Here is a 13,131-nt window from a genome sequence, read left to right on the forward strand (position 1 = left end):
TCCTGGCCCCTCGCCGCCGGTACGGGGACCGGCAGTGAGGGCAGCCGTCAGCGGCCGTTGATCTCGGTGACTCGGGCGTGCTCGCCCCATCCGTCTCGGAGACGGACGACCGTGAAGTAGTTGCCGCCGACGTCCGTGATGCGGTGCGGCTCGCCCTTGTACTCGACGTCCGTGCCGACCTGGTCGACGTTCGGGTGCTTCGGGTTGGTGATCCGGTGCATGCGGTTCCCTTCTCGGTTCGGGCCGGACTGTCCGGCCGCCGCACCCCACACCCGGACGACGGTGTGGAGCACAGCGGGCGGACAGCGTCAGCGGGGGTCGGCGGCGAGCACGTAGACGGTGAAGGCGACCATGGCGACGATCCACAACATCGACGCGGCGATCAGGACGTAGACCACGGGTCACACCACCCCACCGTCGCCGGTCTTGACGAGCACCCCGGACGGGGACCGCCGGTAGACGCGGGCTGCGTTGGCGCGGAGCTTCGCCTCGACCGCCTCGCCCAGGTCGATGCCCGTCATCTCGGCGAGCCCGACGAGGTACAGCTGCACGTCGGCCAGCTCCGCACCGAAGCCGGGCAGGCCCTGGCGCCATGCCGTGAACGCTTCGCCGACCTCGGCGGTCAGCAGACCGAACTCCAGCGGCACGTCCGTGACGTTGAAGCCCTTCGCGAGCTTGTTGTCCCAGGCCGCAGCCTGGATCTCCGGCAGCGTCAGCGCCATCACGCCTCACCCCCGTCGTCGGCCAGGTCGTGACTGCCGGGCTCGCACTCGTCGACCCAGCAGCGATGGACAGGGCAGACGTCCGGGTCCGGAGTGAACAGCCCGTGCCACGAGCCTTCCGGCCTCGTCGGCGCCAGGGTCGCGGCGGTCACGACTCGTCCCCGGGCTCGACGTCGGCGAGGACGTCTCCTCCGAAGAGGTGCAGCAGGCCGTCGGCCAAAACCTCCAGGCGGCCGTTCATCTTCGCCACCGCGCTGGCGTCGCCCGTGGGTTGCGCCTTGGACTCGGCCACAACTCCAGCCGCCCACAGGAGACATCGACGCTCGGCGTCCGTCAGATCGGGGCGGCTCATGACCTCTCACCGCCGCCGCGGAGGAGGGCCTCCGCCTCAGCCACGAGCTCGCCAGCGTCCACGGCGTGCGCCTCGGCACCCGCCTCCGCCGCCAACCGCAGCCGCTCCACATCCGCCTCAGTCAGGCGGACCGTGCCGACCAGATCCCCACCCGGAGTGAGGACGATCAGACGGACCGCCGTCCCCGTGTCGGGGCTCATCCCGCCCAGCGCCAACTGCAACTCGATCGCCCGCAGCGCATCGTGTCCCAGCCCGGCCATCACGCCTCCTCCTCACCGGAGGACGCCCGAAGCTGCGCGTCGAACAGCTCGGCCTCGACATCGACACAGTCACCGGACAAGATCCGCTGATAGACCTGCTCGCTCTCGGCGGACATACGGTCCTGGAAGTCAGCCATCACGCCACCTCGCTGTACTGCGCGCCGAACAGCTCGATCGCGTGCAGCTCGTCATACAGCGACGGCTCAACGGGGTGCGCCTTGTCGTAGCGGGAGGCCTCGTTGAGAAGCTGGATCTCAACGTCCCAGTCGCCGCGAGCCAGGGCGTACAACTCGATCAGCCGGGCACGGTAGGCGGAGTCATCGGCGTCGAGCTCGGCCTTCGTCGGGGCCGGGGTGCCGAGGACGCGGCGCAGAGGCTCGCGGGATGCGGCGGTGGAGAGGGGGGTGTACTGGTGATCGCTACCCGGGCGGAGAGTGATAGTCATGACCGGTCCTTCTTCCTTGCTTCGTAGCGGCTTTGAGCAGCGGCTCGGCAAGCACGGCAGTGCTTGTAGCCCTTCGGGTCTACGTAGGTGTTGAGGAGGTCGAGGGCGTGCCCCTTCGCGCAGGACTCGGCGCCGCGGTGGCGCCTTGGCGCGGTGGGCGCATCCAGGTCGATCGGTGCTTGCTGAAGAGGAGCACCAGTCGCAGCGGCGTACCGCTCGCGCCCCAGCGTTATGGCGCAAGTGCGGCAGCTACGGCCGCCATCAGGCGTCACCTGGACGTTGCTGCCGGACAGCGGGTGTCCGCGCTTGCAGTGGGTCTTGTTCGCATTGATCGCAGCCGGAGCGATCGGGGAGCGCATGATGTTCTCGCGGCAGGTGACGGGCTCCAGGTGCTCCGGGTTGCAGCACGGCGGGTTACGGCAGAGGTGATCTGTGTGTAGCCCCTGCTCGATCGGGCCCGTCGTGATCATGTACATCAGGCGGTGCGAATAGACCACCGTCCCCGCGAGCCTGTATCGCCCGTATCCCGTCGGGAATCGGCGACCGTTCCAGATCCAGCAACCGCTCGCGTCGAGCGAAACGAGCGACCACACGTGGTCGAACTGCTCCTGGGTCAGCTGCACTTCACGGCCGTCCGGGAGTCGCATGGGCTTCAGCGTCTTGAAGTTGGGCTTCGTCGGGGTGTTCATCAGGCCACTTCACCCGCAGCAACCCGCGACTTGTGCAGGTACTCGACGACGGCGGACTCCGGGATGCGCAGTCCGCGCCGTCGCACCGACCCACCGCCGATGCGGTGGGCGCGCAGGTCCCCGTTGTCGATGAGTCTGTAGATCGTGGATACGTGAACGGTGAGGCGCCGCGCCAGTTGACCGGCAGTGTGGAACTGCTCTGCCTGCGGCGGTACTTCTTCGCACATGCGGGCTCCATCGGAAAGTGGGACCCGGTGGGTCGCCAAGTTCTACGTAGAAGCCAGTGAAGCCATGTTCTACGTAGAAGTCAAGCTCTCCCGAGGAACCAAAAAAGCCCCCACCGAAAGGTGGGGGCTGCGGGCCGGAACTCCTAGGACTTGAAGGCGTATTCAAGGATGTACTTGGCCGAGCTGAGGGTCATCTCATTGGTCTCAACGACCCGCCCCTCAGCGTCCATCGCATAGCGAGCGATGATCACAACAGGGGTTCCCGGGCCCAGCGCCAAGTCCTCAGCCTCTTGCGGCCGTGGCATCCGAACCCGAATCTCCTCTCGGAAGTCGACCGGCCCGTGCCCAACATCCGCAAGCCGCCCATAGATGCCGCCAGCTCCCGTATCCAACTCGGCGATGGGCGTCCCGGAGGCGAGGTCGGCCGGGATGTAAGAGACCGCCCTCATGACCGGCTCTCCGTCAACGCAGTAGCGCCGCGAGCGGCGCCAAGCCGTTGCACCCTCCTCAAGATCGAGGGCCGCAGCAACGAGGGCGGGCGGCTGGACCTCGTCAACCGAGAGGTCTTCAACGGTGCGCGGCCGATCCGGGGCGTCGATGTCCCACATCGAGACCCCGTCGCCCCAGACCTCGACCGAGAGCCGCTTCGTCGCATTGCGACGAATGGGCATGAAGTCACGCACCACGGTGCCGACACCTTGTCTTGCTTCGGTCAGGCCTTCATTGGCGAGTTCGGCCAGCACCTTACGGGCCGTGTCGGCGGACACCTCCCAGCGCTTGGCGATCTCAGGCTCGCTCGGAACCTGATCACCGGGAGCGAGTGCGTGGCTGTAAATCTTCTCGCGCAGTTCACCAGCGATGACCACGTGCTTGGCAGGCTTCCGCGGTGCCCGATCTGCCACTTTCCCTCCTCGATCAACTTCTACGTAGATCAGGCTAGTGCCCGCATGCGAATACAGCGAACATGGCGACTCTTGCAAGACTCCTTGACTTCTACGTAGAACCTCGGGAGCCTGAGTGTGCACCGCTCGCTGAGTAAGCAGGGTGCATGTACAGCGACGCCCGGACGGCTGTCACCGTCCGGGCGGACAACCAGCGGCTGTCACCGCTGATCAAGAGAGATCCCACCTGCGTGGAAGGAGCGCTCAGATATGAGCGTAGCAAGCGAGCACGCAAGCCCCCAGCCTGTCTCCACCCCGACGTCCCCCGCCTCGCGACTGGTCCCTGCTCTGGTCCACGGCCAGCGGATCTTTGTTGAATGTCCGTCGTGGTGCATCGTCGATCACGTCAAGCTGCACACCGGCGCGGTCGAGGACATCACGCACTGGTCGGAGGGGGCGGGCATGCAGGTGTTGACGATGCTCGATCCTCGGGCGGCGCATTCGGACCTGTTCGCCCGGGTCAATTCTGATCCTGCGCACGGCGATCCACGGATGCGGGCTGCGCATGTTCTGGTGGGCAACGAGTCGGCGGTGGACGCGTTCCTGACGCCGGACATGGCGGACGAGCTGGCGGCCGATCTGGTCGCGTTCGCTGCGGCGGTTCGTCGTGCGGCTCGGACGGCGCGGCGGGCGAACGAGGCCAGCGGCGTGGAGGTGCCAGCATGAGCCAGCTGGTGATCGAGTCGTTCCCTGCGGGTGGTCCGCGTGGCTCCTGGCCTGCGGAGGAGTTCGCGCGTGATCGCCGCAAAGAGGGCGTCAAGGCCGAGGTCGTGATGGACATGGACGCCGATGCGTTCCTCGTCATCGTGCCGCAGCGGCGGGACGCTGGCTGACGGCCCTGTCTCGTCCCCGGCCTGTCGTGGCTGGGGGTGTACGGCGGTGCGGGGTCGGCTCGTGCCGGGCTTCAAAAGCGGAGGTGGACATGCTCAGCAATTGTGATCACGAGTGGGTGCCGTGGAGTGGTCAGCCGCGGTGTCGTAAGTGTGGTGCGACGCAGGGCTGATTGCTCTGGGTGAAGGGTGCGGGGTTGCTTGTGCGGTCCCGCACTGCTGTTGGAGCCTGTGGTCAGGATTGCCGGAAGGGGTGTCATGAACTCTCGTACCGACTGGGCCGACCTGCCTGCGCCTGTCCGGGCCCAGGCGGTGGCTGAGGTGGGCCCGGTCGTGGACTGGGAGCCGGTTGGCAGCGGCCTGAACTGCAGGCTCGCCGTCCACCTCTACACGGAAGACGGGTCCTGCCGGTTCGTGAAGGGCGTGCCGGAGGATGATGCGCACGGCGTGGCAGGGCAGGGCCGGGAGGTGGCCGTTTCTCGGGTTGCGGCTGGCGTCGTCGCGCCGGTGCTGTGGTCCCGGTTGTGCGGCGGCTGGGATCTGCTGGTGTTCCAGTGTGTGGGCGACCAGCATGTTGATCTGACGGCCGGGTCGCGGGACGTGGATCTGGTCGCCGAGACGCTGCACCGTGCGCAGGGGCTGAAGGCAACGGGCCTGGCGGTGCCGCGTCTCGCTGAGCGTTTCGAGGGGTTCCTCGACGAGGACGGGCTGCGGCTGCTCGACGGGGAGGCGTTGCTGCACACGGACACGAACCCGCACAACATGATCCCGTACCTGTCGCAGGTCTATCTGGTCGACTGGGCGATGGCCGCGTCGGGCCCGGCCTGGGTGGATGTGGCGTACACGGCGGTGCGGCTGATGGAGGCCGGCTGGCCCGCGGCCGGCGCGCTGGAGTGGGCTGCCGGGTTCCGGTCGTGGCGGGAGGCGGATCCGCGGGCGGTGGCGGCCTTCGTGTCGGCGTCGTGCCGTCAGTGGGAGGCGATGGTCGGGCCGGTGGACTGCCGGCCGTCGAACCGCCGCTTCGAGGCCCTGTTGACCGCGGTCCACGCCTAGCCCCGCACAGACGACAGCGCCCCCGACCGTGAGGTCGGGGGCGCTTGTGTTTGCCTGGCTACTTTCCGGCGGCTACCTGGTCGGCGTCTTTGTCGGCTTCGGAGAGGGCCTTGTCGATGTCGGTGGTGGCGGGGGCGGGCTGGGTCGCAGTGTCGATGGTGTTCTTCTCGGCCCACTGCTTGATCGCGTCGGCGGCGTTGGCGATGTCGTCGCGCCAGGTGTTGATGCTGTCGGGTTCGGTGTCGGCGGTGAACTGCTTGTCGGCCTTGGTGAACGCGCCCTGATAGGTGAGGTCGAGGAGGGCTTGCTGCTTCCAGGGCCCGAACTTGCTGCTCCCCCAGGTGTTGCGGCCGGCGGCGAGACTGTCACGGTAGTGCTGCACGTTGGCGTGGAGGATCTTCGCGGCGGCGGTGCGGTTGGCGGCGGGTGCGGGCTTCTTCGGTCCGTCGGGCGGGAGCCTCACGTCGACGGTCCCCGTGGCGGTGCCGGGGTTGGCGGCATCGGCGGTCTTGGCTGGCGCGGGGTCGTTGCTGGAGCATCCGGCGAGGAGCAGTCCGACGGCGGCGAGGACAACGACGGTGGCAGTGCGTTTGTGGTTCATGGGGCCCCCAACGAGATGAGGGAGCTATGACACCGCTTGATCTCGTTGGGGCGCTGCGGTGTTGCCGTTTCGTGACGCTACCGTCCGCCGACCTGCCCGTTGTCCTCGTTGTCGGCCATGGTCCCGACCTCGCCGGTGCCCTGGCAGTTCGAGCACTGCACGGTGGTTTCGTTGCCGTCTTCGTCGCGGATGGTGATGGTGCCGCCGTTGCAGTTGCCGCAGCGGGGCACGCGTTCCTCCAGCAGGCGTTGGGTGAGGTTGAGGAGCCGGGTGTACCGGTGGTCTTGTTGGAGTACGGGGATGTACTCGGGGTCTACCCAGCTCATGACGGCCCCCCTTTCGGCTTGGGATTCAGCGTTGCGCTGCGGGGAGGGGCGGGTCAAGGCGCGTAACCCCGTGCGCCGTCGGGGAGTTGACCGGTCATGGACGCTCTCTCCTCCCCCGTGACCGGTACGTATTCGGATGCTCCGCGCGAGCCGTTGGTCACTTTGGTGGAGGCGCGGGAGGCGGTGCGGCTGCTGATGCATTTCGCTGAGGCCGGCGACGGGGACTCCGACGAGGAGCTGGACGCGTACCAGCTGGCCACAGACATCGCCGGACGGCTGCCGTCAGAGTGACCGGTGGCGCCGCCGTTCACGGCCCGGAAGGACCATAGGGTCCGAGGATCTCGTCGTTGCCGTCGATGTAGTAGTCCCACACCGCTACCCACTCCGGTTTGAAGCCGGGCCTGTCCTGGTCTTTCTCGCTGTCCGCGAGGAGCAGGACGGTCCGGTTCCATTGGACGGCGGCGGCAAGGACCTCGGGTGTCGGGTCGGGCTGTTCCGTGACCATGCGGGCGAAGCGGTCCCGGTCGTCGAGGATGAGGCCCTTCGACAGTTGGTCGTGGCCTTTGGGGTAGTAGGTGGTGATGATGTCCCTGTACCAGGCGGCGATCTCGTCCATGTAGCGGGCGAACGGATAGTCGGCGTCGGGGTCGTCGATGCTCATGTCCTCATGCTGGCGGGGCAGGGCGCGTGCTGGTACAGCGCACGGGCGCATCCAGTCAGCGGCGGTGGCTGTGGGGGTTGCCGTTCCAGGCGCGCCGTACAACGCGCCGGTGGGCGGTGGGGAGTGCGAGGGCGGCGCCGATGCAGATCCCGGCGAGGACCCCGGTGACCGTGCAGGCCGCGGCGAGCAGGGTGGGGATCATCGGTCCTCCTCGGTTGGCTTGAACAGCAGGTTGGCGAGCATTCCGGAGGGCACGGAGGCGACCGCGATGACCATGCCGACGTACAGGAACACGCAGCTCACGGGGTCTCCGTCCTGGCCGGATTGTTGGCGGGGGTGCCGTGCCCGTTGGGGATTTCGATTGCCTGGCAGCAGGCGGTACAGCGGCGCCGTCCGAACCGGGAGCCGAGGCCGGGGTAGTCCCAGGCGCGGCGTAGGCGGCAGGCGGCGCGGGCGGGCAGGAGTACGCATTCGTCGATCGCGTCGCGCATTTCGTCGCGGCTGATCGCCGTCCCGGGGATGGCGTGCAGGCGGCGCCATTTCCCGCAGGTGAGCCACCAGTGGTTGTGGTTCTCGGGGATGGGGTGCGACGTCACGGGGTCTCCGGTCCGTTCAGGGCGTCGTTGAGGCGCTGGTCGAGGATCGTGTCAGCCTGCCGGGCACGCCAGTTGGCGAGGCTGATGACGTCGCTCACGGCCTCGCCGAACGGTGTGCCGCCCTCTACCGCGCGGTCGATCTCGGCCAGGTCGTCGGCGGTGATCCGGACGCCGGGTGGTGGGGGCCGGTAGCCGTTCGTCTGGCAGATCGTGGTCAGGATGTAGTGTGCGGCGGCGTCCTCGTTGGGCTGACCAGCAGCAGGGGCGGGGAGCCGCCCGATCCACCGCGTCCGGCACAACGGGCCTCCGCACGACGCGCCATGGTCGCAGCTGAGCCGTTGCTTGCCGGTGGTGGGGCAGCGGGCGACGTCGCAGCCGTCGGCGTGTTCGGCACCGGGCCGTACTCCACAGTCGGGGCAAGTGGACACGGTGCAGCGCCCGTCGGGGAGGCCGCAGTCGCATTCGCTGCAGTGCGCGCAGAACGGGTTGTCCTCGAAGTTCCTGTAGACGATCGGGCCGCCTCCGCAGGCGCAGCAAACCTCGGCGTCGCCGCTGGCGGGCGGGTTGTTCGGGGTTGTCCGGGGGTTGTCTGCCTGCCGGATGGCCTGGTCGAGGAGGTGGGCGGCCTGGGTCCATACGGCGGCCGTGGTGTGGTGGTCCGGGCGAGTGTCGTCGTCGGCGTCGCGTTCGGCACGGGCGGCCTGGACCGCGGCAGCTGTGGCCTGATCGAGGAGGGCCCGGAACGGGGCGAGCGGGTCGGTGTCGCCGGTTCGGTGCCACGTGGCTCCGTTGGCGTCCTGGTGGACGGGCCCGTCGTGCTGGTGGCGGAGGATGCACGGGCCGAGCGGCTGGCGCATGGCGCCGAGGTCCGAAGCGCCGCAGGGCGGTGGTTGGGCTGCCCAGTAGTCGGGGCGGACGGGCTCCCAGTCGCCGTAGGTGATCCGGCGGCGGATGACGGGCCGGTTGCCCGCCTTGAACCCCTCGTTGTCGCCGGGGACGACCCCGTACCGGGTGGGGTCCGGGTAGGCGCCGAGGACGGTGTGGAACTCCCACTCGGGCGGCGGGACGGGCGGCAGGAGATCCTTGCGGACGGGCTCGGGCTGGTCAGACATGGTCGTCTCCGTCGTGGGTGTCGGGCTGCGGGCAGAGTTCGAAGTCGTCCTGCCGTCCACCGGCGAAGCGACCGTGTTCGTCGATCAGCCCGGCGTCCCGCAGCGCGGCGTGGAGGACGGTGGCCTGGGCGATCAGTGCTTGAACGGCGGGCGCGGCGGCTTGGAGCATCCGCTGGGCAGCCGCCCCGAACTCGGCCGCGGCCTGCACGTACTCGTCCCGCTGCTCGTCAGTCAGCGGCTCAGGCTGGTCGGTCACGGCTGACTCCCAGGTTCGGTGAGGGGCAGGGCGGGTTGTTCGGCGCCGCCGCAGCGCGGGGACCGGTACCAGGCGTGCGATTGGCGGGGCTTGAGGTGGTGGCGGATCTTTCCGTCGACGCGGACGTCGAACTCGCGGCGGCAGACCGGGCAGATACCACGGCGGCGGGCGGTCATCGCGGGCTCCCGGTGTCGAGGGCGTATCCGGTGCGGCGCGGCTTGCCGTTGCAGGTAGTCGCAGTGGCGTGGAGCTGGGCGACGAGGATCCATCGGGGGCGCTTGCCGGTGATGGCGTCGACGACGTAGGCGTGATCGTGGCCAGAGGTGTAGGCGTCGATGCGGATCGGTGATCCGCCGCGCGGGTCGCAGGAGCGGTAGATCTGGCCGAGCTCGATGGGCATGTCGGTTCCTTCCGGGCAGGGTTGGGGTGGCGGGGCGCCTGTGCGGCTGTGAGGGCCGTTCTCGGCGCGGCGGGTCGCGGAGTCCGCCGGGGCGCTGTTCGGGCGGGAGAACCACGCCCCGGCGGTCTGCACGGGCTATGCAGGCTCTTCGGCGGGGCTGTCGTCGGTCCGCCAGGTGGCGGTGTCGTTGTCCGCCTCGGGTCCGGGGCAGCACCACGCGGTGCCGAACTTCGCGGCCTTGGGAACGAGTCCGACGTCAGCAGGGTCGGCGCATTGGCGATCGACGCCGAAGGCACCAGTGCGGTGCTTGTTCGCTGCGGTCTCGGAGCTGAAGGTTCGGTGGCAGTTGTCGGCCGGGCAGTGCACGCGGCGGGTACCGGTCCACCATGATCCGCAGCTGTGGACTATCGCGTTCAGCGGGATTCCGTCGTGACCGGGGCGAGGCAGTGACATGGAATGGCCCTTTCTAGGGTTCCGGGTTTTGTGTAGGAGCGATTTACGGGCCGAGGACGTCCTCGGCTGAGTCCGGGGGCTCAGAGCGGCATTCACGACTCAGACACCGACTGCGGCTCAGCGACGGCGGCACGGAGCCGGGCGACCTGGTGCTCTCGCTCGGCCCGGTGCCATGTCCGGCTGGCGAGGAGCGCTCGCACTCGCTCGACGGCGCCCTCGGCGCGCGCCAGCCGCTCGTACAGCGCGTCCAGCTCGTCGTCGTTGATCGTGTCGGCGGTGTGTTTCATCGCTGCCTCCTGGCGGCTCGGGCTTGCCTGCGGCGGGTGGCCCGGTTGGGTCGGGGTTCGGGCGCCTCGTCGTCCACGACGGTCTCGACAGGCCGGAGTTCGGTCTCCCAGCGGACGCCCCGGGTTCCGGCACGCTCACCGCGGGGACTGGACGACGGGGCGGTCACCGCTCGTCCCCAAGCAGTCCGAGGCGGTGGCCGATGTCGACGGCGTGCGGCAGCGACTTGGCACCGAGGCGGGCCCGCAGCCGGGCGGCGGTCTTGCCGACGTTCGACGCGGCCACCCGGTCGCGGACGGCGATCTGCTGGATGGTCTCGCCCGCCGCGAACCGGCGGAGCAGGTCGAGCTGGTGGGCGGTCAGCCGGCCGCCGGGTCGGCTCACGACGCCCACCGCCTGCCGGGAATTCCGGTGGCGAGCTGGCGCCGCGGCTCGGGGATCGCGATGTCCCCCAGCGGCAACAGTCCGAGGGCGATCGCCACCGCGACAGCCTGCGTCCTGTTCGCGGCACCGAGACGCTGGCATGCCAGCCGCGTCTGGTCCTTGACCGTGGACGGCGACACGAACATCGCCTCCGCCACACCGGCCGTGTCGTAACCGTGGGCGTACAGCCGCAGAATCTCGATCCGGCGGGCCGTCAGCAGCGGCCGGGCGTGATCGACGGGACGGGCGGTCATGACGGGCTCCCGAGGATCTGGCGGGCGACGGCGAGGGCGTGCAGGGTCCGTCCGGGCAGCTCGGAACCAGGGACGACTTCGATCAAGCCAGCTTCGAAGTCGAACCAGTCGGCGAGTTCCGGCCCGAAGGTAGCCAGCGCACCGGGCGACCACGGCTGGGCGGGCTCCTCAGCCAGCCAGATGCGGATTCGCTCAGCGGCGGCCCCGAGTTCGGCGGTTGGGCTGGTGTCGGTCATCGCTGCGCCTCCTCGCGTTCGGCGCGCTTGAGGGCGGCGTACTCGGCGCACAGCCGGTCGAAGCGGGCCCTGGCGGCAACGAGCGTCTTGCGGGCTTCCTCGATGTCGGCTTCCAAACGACGGAGGTGGGCGGCGAGATCGGGACTGGGGTCGGTCATCGCTGCGCCTCCCGCTCGCGGTACGCGGCGGCACGGTCCCGGTGGACCTTGCCGGGCTTGAGGGGCGTGCCGCGGGTGTCGAGGCAGCGGGCGCCGGGCACACAGCCACAGCGCGGGCAGGTGACCGTCAAGGCGCGGTTGTAGATCGTGGGTTCGCGGTCGGTCATGGGGTTCCTCCGGGTCGGGTGGTCGGGGCGGTCAGGCAGGACGGTGGGTGCGGCGCCAGGCATCGGCGGCGGTGTGGCCGTTGACCACGAGATCGGGCGCGGCCTGCTTGGCCAGGGCCAGGGCTGAATCGAGGCCGAAGCGGTGGGCTTCGACCCAGTCGTCGTCACGCTCCGAAGGCCTCGGCTCGTACTCCCAAGCGCCGTCCTTGCCAAGGCATTCGTGGAAGCGGCAGACCGCCCAGCGGTCGTCACCTCGCCATTCGACGGTGATCGTGAAGTGGCGCCGGTTGATGTTGTCCTCCGGCAGCAGCGACACCTCGTAGCGGGTCGCCTGAACAATTGGCTCGGGCAGGTCGGGCATCACGGTCTCCTCGGTGTGGTGGCGGGTCAGGGGGCTGGCGGGCGGCCACGGCGGTCGTCGTGGCACGGCAGGTGGTGGTCAGGCGGCTTGGGGTGCGGTGCGGCGGCTGGGCGTGAACCGGGTGCGCAGCGAACGGAGTCGGCGCTTGGTGTCGTCTCCGCCGCCGCCCGTCCACCACCGGTAGGCGAAGAACGCGAACAGCGCGGCGTCGATCACTGCCCACACGCTGTGGCCGCTACGGAAGTTGTCGATCTCGTAGGGCACGTAGGCCAGCGCGAACAGGCCGTCGCTCTGGTACCGGGCCAGACGGCCGGTCAGCTCCCCGGCCAGGCCGCAGACAATGAACGCGACGCCGATCATCGTGAGGGTCATCAGGTCTCTCCTTTCGGGAGTTGGCGGTCAGGCGGCGGGGCTGGTGCGGTCGGCGCGGATCTCGGTGATGCGGCGCGCAATGCGGTCCGGGACGGTCAGGCCGAGCGCCCGGTATTCCTCGGCGCAGTAGCGGGCGAACTCCGGGCCGTGCGCTTCGATGAGCCGATCGACAGCGATCTCACCTGCGTGGTGGCGGAGTTCCTTCACGGTCGCCCCGGCTGCTGCGGCGATCTCCGCGTCCCGGCGGCGGTAGTCGTTCTTGCGGATCGCCTCTGCGTGGACCACGGCCCGGAGTCGGCGGCATTCCTCGACGCGCAGGGTGATCGTGTTGCGGTAGCTGGTGGTGCGCTTGCGCCAGTCGTGGGCTTCGAGGCTGGTGTCGTCCTTGCGGGCTCGCAGTTGCGCTTCGGCGTCGCCGGCGAGCTGGGCGAGGTGGCGCTTCCATCGGCGGAGGTTGAGTTCGTGGCGCAGGACGGCCCGCTGTGCGCGGGTGCCTTCGTTGCGCACGTCGGCGACGACGATCTCGCGGAAGTCGATGTCGGGCATTGCGGCGACTCGTTCGATGTCGGCGCGGTCGGCGTCGTCGGCGGTGAGAGCCGCCGCGACGGTGCCCTTCGTCAAATGCCACCAAGTGCAGACGCATTCGTAGGGCGTGAGCTGGAGGTTGGCGCGCAGGTCGACGCGCTGGCTGGCATTCACGGCGGCGGAGCGGGTCGCGAAGCGGGATTTGGTCGGGTGCGGGCAGGCGGTCATCGGTCGGGCTCCTTCCGGCGGTCAGGCGGCGTCGGCGATCCGTAGGTGGGGTTCGCCGAGGGCGGCGGCCAGGGCCGCGTAGTGGGCGGCTTGTTCGGCCGGGGTCCAGGGTTCGGGCTGTGTGGCCCTGCGGCGGGGCTGTGCGGGCCGTGAGGCGCCGAACGTGCCGTCGGGGACGCCTTCGGCCATCAGGCGCTC

Annotated in this window: 32 protein-coding genes; 4 read left to right on the top strand and 28 right to left on the bottom strand. The window is 69.3% G+C overall.

Going from position 1 to position 13,131, the window contains the following annotated elements; all coding sequences use genetic code 11:
* Positions 1-47: 47 nt before the first annotated feature.
* From DT019_RS39330 to DT019_RS03095, 9 genes are all read right to left on the bottom strand, one after another.
* Positions 48-221, bottom strand: a complete 174-nt coding sequence (locus DT019_RS39330; protein WP_189389058.1) for a hypothetical protein — start codon at positions 219-221, stop codon at positions 48-50.
* Positions 222-401: 180 nt separating this feature from the next.
* Positions 402-722 carry a hypothetical protein gene (locus tag DT019_RS03070; protein WP_114034989.1) on the bottom strand — a complete coding sequence of 107 codons (321 nt, stop codon included), beginning with the start codon at positions 720-722 and terminating at the stop codon, positions 402-404.
* Between the two features lie 148 nt (positions 723-870).
* Positions 871-1,074: a hypothetical protein gene (locus tag DT019_RS39075; protein ID WP_147267265.1), complete on the bottom strand. Its 204-nt coding sequence runs from the start codon at positions 1,072-1,074 to the stop codon at positions 871-873.
* On the bottom strand, positions 1,071-1,334 hold the full coding sequence (locus DT019_RS03075; RefSeq protein ID WP_114034990.1) for a hypothetical protein: 264 nt from the start codon (positions 1,332-1,334) through the stop codon (positions 1,071-1,073). Before DT019_RS03075 ends, DT019_RS39075 begins: the two co-directional genes overlap by 4 nt.
* Positions 1,334-1,471, bottom strand: a complete 138-nt coding sequence (locus tag DT019_RS39335) for a hypothetical protein (RefSeq protein WP_189389061.1) — start codon at positions 1,469-1,471, stop codon at positions 1,334-1,336. Before DT019_RS39335 ends, DT019_RS03075 begins: the two co-directional genes overlap by 1 nt.
* The gene (locus DT019_RS03080; RefSeq protein ID WP_114034991.1) at positions 1,471-1,779 is read right to left on the bottom strand and encodes a hypothetical protein; all 309 of its coding nucleotides are present in this window, start codon (positions 1,777-1,779) and stop codon (positions 1,471-1,473) included. Before DT019_RS03080 ends, DT019_RS39335 begins: the two co-directional genes overlap by 1 nt.
* Complete coding sequence (locus DT019_RS03085) at positions 1,776-2,468, bottom strand: HNH endonuclease signature motif containing protein (protein WP_114034992.1); 693 nt, start codon at positions 2,466-2,468, stop codon at positions 1,776-1,778. Before DT019_RS03085 ends, DT019_RS03080 begins: the two co-directional genes overlap by 4 nt.
* On the bottom strand, positions 2,468-2,695 hold the full coding sequence (locus DT019_RS03090) for an excisionase family DNA-binding protein (RefSeq protein WP_114034993.1): 228 nt from the start codon (positions 2,693-2,695) through the stop codon (positions 2,468-2,470). The genes DT019_RS03085 and DT019_RS03090 overlap by 1 nt, the downstream gene beginning before the upstream one ends.
* A gap of 143 nt (positions 2,696-2,838) precedes the next feature.
* On the bottom strand, positions 2,839-3,597 hold the full coding sequence (locus DT019_RS03095; protein WP_114034994.1) for a GntR family transcriptional regulator: 759 nt from the start codon (positions 3,595-3,597) through the stop codon (positions 2,839-2,841).
* 249 nt (positions 3,598-3,846) lie between these two features.
* Here DT019_RS03095 and DT019_RS03100 point away from each other — a divergent pair, with 249 nt between their 5' ends.
* The 3 genes from DT019_RS03100 to DT019_RS03105 all read left to right on the top strand — a co-directional run bounded on the left by DT019_RS03100 (position 3,847) and on the right by DT019_RS03105 (position 5,519).
* Positions 3,847-4,302, top strand: coding sequence for a DUF6907 domain-containing protein (locus DT019_RS03100; RefSeq protein ID WP_114034995.1), 456 nt, complete (start codon positions 3,847-3,849; stop codon positions 4,300-4,302).
* Complete coding sequence (locus tag DT019_RS39340; protein ID WP_189389064.1) at positions 4,299-4,469, top strand: hypothetical protein; 171 nt, start codon at positions 4,299-4,301, stop codon at positions 4,467-4,469. Before DT019_RS03100 ends, DT019_RS39340 begins: the two co-directional genes overlap by 4 nt.
* Positions 4,470-4,724: 255 nt before the next feature.
* A complete protein-coding gene (locus DT019_RS03105) occupies positions 4,725-5,519 on the top strand; it encodes a phosphotransferase (RefSeq protein WP_114034996.1) in 795 nt (264 codons plus the stop codon).
* Positions 5,520-5,577: 58 nt separating this feature from the next.
* Here the strand turns inward: DT019_RS03105 and DT019_RS03110 are convergent, their stop codons facing one another.
* Positions 5,578-6,120 carry a hypothetical protein gene (locus tag DT019_RS03110; protein WP_114034997.1) on the bottom strand — a complete coding sequence of 181 codons (543 nt, stop codon included), beginning with the start codon at positions 6,118-6,120 and terminating at the stop codon, positions 5,578-5,580.
* 77 nt (positions 6,121-6,197) lie between these two features.
* On the bottom strand, positions 6,198-6,446 hold the full coding sequence (locus tag DT019_RS03115) for a hypothetical protein (protein ID WP_114034998.1): 249 nt from the start codon (positions 6,444-6,446) through the stop codon (positions 6,198-6,200).
* 96 nt (positions 6,447-6,542) lie between these two features.
* Here DT019_RS03115 and DT019_RS03120 point away from each other — a divergent pair, with 96 nt between their 5' ends.
* Positions 6,543-6,737 carry a hypothetical protein gene (locus DT019_RS03120; RefSeq protein ID WP_114034999.1) on the top strand — a complete coding sequence of 65 codons (195 nt, stop codon included), beginning with the start codon at positions 6,543-6,545 and terminating at the stop codon, positions 6,735-6,737.
* Between the two features lie 16 nt (positions 6,738-6,753).
* On the opposite strand, the gene DT019_RS03125 is transcribed toward DT019_RS03120, so the two are convergent.
* From DT019_RS03125 to DT019_RS39365, 17 genes are all read right to left on the bottom strand, one after another.
* Positions 6,754-7,107 (bottom strand): hypothetical protein, encoded by a 354-nt coding sequence (locus tag DT019_RS03125; protein ID WP_114035000.1) that lies wholly within the window; start codon positions 7,105-7,107, stop codon positions 6,754-6,756.
* Between the two features lie 55 nt (positions 7,108-7,162).
* Positions 7,163-7,309 carry a hypothetical protein gene (locus DT019_RS39345; RefSeq protein WP_189389066.1) on the bottom strand — a complete coding sequence of 49 codons (147 nt, stop codon included), beginning with the start codon at positions 7,307-7,309 and terminating at the stop codon, positions 7,163-7,165.
* A gap of 97 nt (positions 7,310-7,406) precedes the next feature.
* A complete protein-coding gene (locus tag DT019_RS03130; RefSeq protein ID WP_114035001.1) occupies positions 7,407-7,703 on the bottom strand; it encodes a hypothetical protein in 297 nt (98 codons plus the stop codon).
* Positions 7,700-8,815 (bottom strand): hypothetical protein, encoded by a 1,116-nt coding sequence (locus DT019_RS03135; protein ID WP_114035002.1) that lies wholly within the window; start codon positions 8,813-8,815, stop codon positions 7,700-7,702. Before DT019_RS03135 ends, DT019_RS03130 begins: the two co-directional genes overlap by 4 nt.
* Complete coding sequence (locus DT019_RS03140) at positions 8,808-9,071, bottom strand: hypothetical protein (RefSeq protein WP_114035003.1); 264 nt, start codon at positions 9,069-9,071, stop codon at positions 8,808-8,810. The genes DT019_RS03135 and DT019_RS03140 overlap by 8 nt, the downstream gene beginning before the upstream one ends.
* Positions 9,068-9,247 (bottom strand): hypothetical protein, encoded by a 180-nt coding sequence (locus tag DT019_RS03145; protein WP_114035004.1) that lies wholly within the window; start codon positions 9,245-9,247, stop codon positions 9,068-9,070. Before DT019_RS03145 ends, DT019_RS03140 begins: the two co-directional genes overlap by 4 nt.
* Positions 9,244-9,471 carry a hypothetical protein gene (locus DT019_RS03150; RefSeq protein ID WP_114035005.1) on the bottom strand — a complete coding sequence of 76 codons (228 nt, stop codon included), beginning with the start codon at positions 9,469-9,471 and terminating at the stop codon, positions 9,244-9,246. Before DT019_RS03150 ends, DT019_RS03145 begins: the two co-directional genes overlap by 4 nt.
* A 545-nt stretch (positions 9,472-10,016) precedes the next feature.
* A complete protein-coding gene (locus tag DT019_RS03160; protein ID WP_114035007.1) occupies positions 10,017-10,211 on the bottom strand; it encodes a hypothetical protein in 195 nt (64 codons plus the stop codon).
* A 163-nt stretch (positions 10,212-10,374) separates the two neighbouring features.
* Positions 10,375-10,593, bottom strand: a complete 219-nt coding sequence (locus DT019_RS39350; RefSeq protein WP_189389069.1) for a LuxR C-terminal-related transcriptional regulator — start codon at positions 10,591-10,593, stop codon at positions 10,375-10,377.
* Complete coding sequence (locus tag DT019_RS03170; RefSeq protein ID WP_114035009.1) at positions 10,590-10,886, bottom strand: LuxR C-terminal-related transcriptional regulator; 297 nt, start codon at positions 10,884-10,886, stop codon at positions 10,590-10,592. Before DT019_RS03170 ends, DT019_RS39350 begins: the two co-directional genes overlap by 4 nt.
* Positions 10,883-11,122 carry a hypothetical protein gene (locus tag DT019_RS03175; RefSeq protein WP_114035010.1) on the bottom strand — a complete coding sequence of 80 codons (240 nt, stop codon included), beginning with the start codon at positions 11,120-11,122 and terminating at the stop codon, positions 10,883-10,885. The genes DT019_RS03170 and DT019_RS03175 overlap by 4 nt, the downstream gene beginning before the upstream one ends.
* Positions 11,119-11,280, bottom strand: a complete 162-nt coding sequence (locus DT019_RS39355) for a hypothetical protein (protein WP_189389072.1) — start codon at positions 11,278-11,280, stop codon at positions 11,119-11,121. Before DT019_RS39355 ends, DT019_RS03175 begins: the two co-directional genes overlap by 4 nt.
* Entirely contained in the window at positions 11,277-11,447 is a 171-nt protein-coding gene (locus DT019_RS39360; RefSeq protein WP_189389075.1) for a hypothetical protein, read from the bottom strand. The genes DT019_RS39355 and DT019_RS39360 overlap by 4 nt, the downstream gene beginning before the upstream one ends.
* Before the next feature lie 31 nt (positions 11,448-11,478).
* Positions 11,479-11,808, bottom strand: a complete 330-nt coding sequence (locus DT019_RS03180; RefSeq protein ID WP_114035011.1) for a hypothetical protein — start codon at positions 11,806-11,808, stop codon at positions 11,479-11,481.
* 78 nt (positions 11,809-11,886) lie between these two features.
* Positions 11,887-12,180 (bottom strand): hypothetical protein, encoded by a 294-nt coding sequence (locus tag DT019_RS03185; RefSeq protein ID WP_114035012.1) that lies wholly within the window; start codon positions 12,178-12,180, stop codon positions 11,887-11,889.
* Positions 12,181-12,207: 27 nt separating this feature from the next.
* Positions 12,208-12,933 (bottom strand): hypothetical protein, encoded by a 726-nt coding sequence (locus DT019_RS03190; RefSeq protein ID WP_114035013.1) that lies wholly within the window; start codon positions 12,931-12,933, stop codon positions 12,208-12,210.
* A gap of 21 nt (positions 12,934-12,954) precedes the next feature.
* Positions 12,955-13,122 (bottom strand): hypothetical protein, encoded by a 168-nt coding sequence (locus DT019_RS39365; protein WP_189389077.1) that lies wholly within the window; start codon positions 13,120-13,122, stop codon positions 12,955-12,957.
* Positions 13,123-13,131 lie beyond the last annotated feature (9 nt).

Origin of the sequence: Streptomyces sp. SDr-06, from assembly GCF_003324565.1 — a bacterium.
GTDB lineage: Bacteria > Actinomycetota > Actinomycetes > Streptomycetales > Streptomycetaceae > Streptomyces.

Excerpts from the sequence above, each read along its gene's own strand:
- DT019_RS39360 (WP_189389075.1), bottom strand. The coding sequence starts at position 11,447 with ATGACCGACCGCGAACCCACGATCTACAACCGCGCCTTGACGGTCACC.
- DT019_RS03160 (WP_114035007.1), bottom strand. The coding sequence starts at position 10,211 with ATGAAACACACCGCCGACACGATCAACGACGACGAGCTGGACGCGCTG.
- DT019_RS03090 (WP_114034993.1), bottom strand. The coding sequence starts at position 2,695 with ATGTGCGAAGAAGTACCGCCGCAGGCAGAGCAGTTCCACACTGCCGGT.
- DT019_RS03100 (WP_114034995.1), top strand. The coding sequence starts at position 3,847 with ATGAGCGTAGCAAGCGAGCACGCAAGCCCCCAGCCTGTCTCCACCCCG.
- DT019_RS03185 (WP_114035012.1), bottom strand. The coding sequence starts at position 12,180 with ATGACCCTCACGATGATCGGCGTCGCGTTCATTGTCTGCGGCCTGGCC.
- DT019_RS03120 (WP_114034999.1), top strand. The coding sequence starts at position 6,543 with ATGGACGCTCTCTCCTCCCCCGTGACCGGTACGTATTCGGATGCTCCG.
- DT019_RS03085 (WP_114034992.1), bottom strand. The coding sequence starts at position 2,468 with ATGAACACCCCGACGAAGCCCAACTTCAAGACGCTGAAGCCCATGCGA.
- DT019_RS03115 (WP_114034998.1), bottom strand. The coding sequence starts at position 6,446 with ATGAGCTGGGTAGACCCCGAGTACATCCCCGTACTCCAACAAGACCAC.
- DT019_RS03075 (WP_114034990.1), bottom strand. The coding sequence starts at position 1,334 with ATGGCCGGGCTGGGACACGATGCGCTGCGGGCGATCGAGTTGCAGTTG.
- DT019_RS03110 (WP_114034997.1), bottom strand. The coding sequence starts at position 6,120 with ATGAACCACAAACGCACTGCCACCGTCGTTGTCCTCGCCGCCGTCGGA.
- DT019_RS39340 (WP_189389064.1), top strand. The coding sequence starts at position 4,299 with ATGAGCCAGCTGGTGATCGAGTCGTTCCCTGCGGGTGGTCCGCGTGGC.
- DT019_RS03190 (WP_114035013.1), bottom strand. The coding sequence starts at position 12,933 with ATGACCGCCTGCCCGCACCCGACCAAATCCCGCTTCGCGACCCGCTCC.
- DT019_RS39330 (WP_189389058.1), bottom strand. The coding sequence starts at position 221 with ATGCACCGGATCACCAACCCGAAGCACCCGAACGTCGACCAGGTCGGC.
- DT019_RS39365 (WP_189389077.1), bottom strand. The coding sequence starts at position 13,122 with ATGGCCGAAGGCGTCCCCGACGGCACGTTCGGCGCCTCACGGCCCGCA.
- DT019_RS03135 (WP_114035002.1), bottom strand. The coding sequence starts at position 8,815 with ATGTCTGACCAGCCCGAGCCCGTCCGCAAGGATCTCCTGCCGCCCGTC.
- DT019_RS39335 (WP_189389061.1), bottom strand. The coding sequence starts at position 1,471 with ATGGCTGACTTCCAGGACCGTATGTCCGCCGAGAGCGAGCAGGTCTAT.
- DT019_RS03145 (WP_114035004.1), bottom strand. The coding sequence starts at position 9,247 with ATGACCGCCCGCCGCCGTGGTATCTGCCCGGTCTGCCGCCGCGAGTTC.
- DT019_RS03080 (WP_114034991.1), bottom strand. The coding sequence starts at position 1,779 with ATGACTATCACTCTCCGCCCGGGTAGCGATCACCAGTACACCCCCCTC.
- DT019_RS03150 (WP_114035005.1), bottom strand. The coding sequence starts at position 9,471 with ATGCCCATCGAGCTCGGCCAGATCTACCGCTCCTGCGACCCGCGCGGC.
- DT019_RS39355 (WP_189389072.1), bottom strand. The coding sequence starts at position 11,280 with ATGACCGACCCCAGTCCCGATCTCGCCGCCCACCTCCGTCGTTTGGAA.
- DT019_RS03070 (WP_114034989.1), bottom strand. The coding sequence starts at position 722 with ATGGCGCTGACGCTGCCGGAGATCCAGGCTGCGGCCTGGGACAACAAG.
- DT019_RS39075 (WP_147267265.1), bottom strand. The coding sequence starts at position 1,074 with ATGAGCCGCCCCGATCTGACGGACGCCGAGCGTCGATGTCTCCTGTGG.
- DT019_RS03105 (WP_114034996.1), top strand. The coding sequence starts at position 4,725 with ATGAACTCTCGTACCGACTGGGCCGACCTGCCTGCGCCTGTCCGGGCC.
- DT019_RS03175 (WP_114035010.1), bottom strand. The coding sequence starts at position 11,122 with ATGACCGACACCAGCCCAACCGCCGAACTCGGGGCCGCCGCTGAGCGA.
- DT019_RS03125 (WP_114035000.1), bottom strand. The coding sequence starts at position 7,107 with ATGAGCATCGACGACCCCGACGCCGACTATCCGTTCGCCCGCTACATG.
- DT019_RS39345 (WP_189389066.1), bottom strand. The coding sequence starts at position 7,309 with ATGATCCCCACCCTGCTCGCCGCGGCCTGCACGGTCACCGGGGTCCTC.
- DT019_RS03170 (WP_114035009.1), bottom strand. The coding sequence starts at position 10,886 with ATGACCGCCCGTCCCGTCGATCACGCCCGGCCGCTGCTGACGGCCCGC.
- DT019_RS03180 (WP_114035011.1), bottom strand. The coding sequence starts at position 11,808 with ATGCCCGACCTGCCCGAGCCAATTGTTCAGGCGACCCGCTACGAGGTG.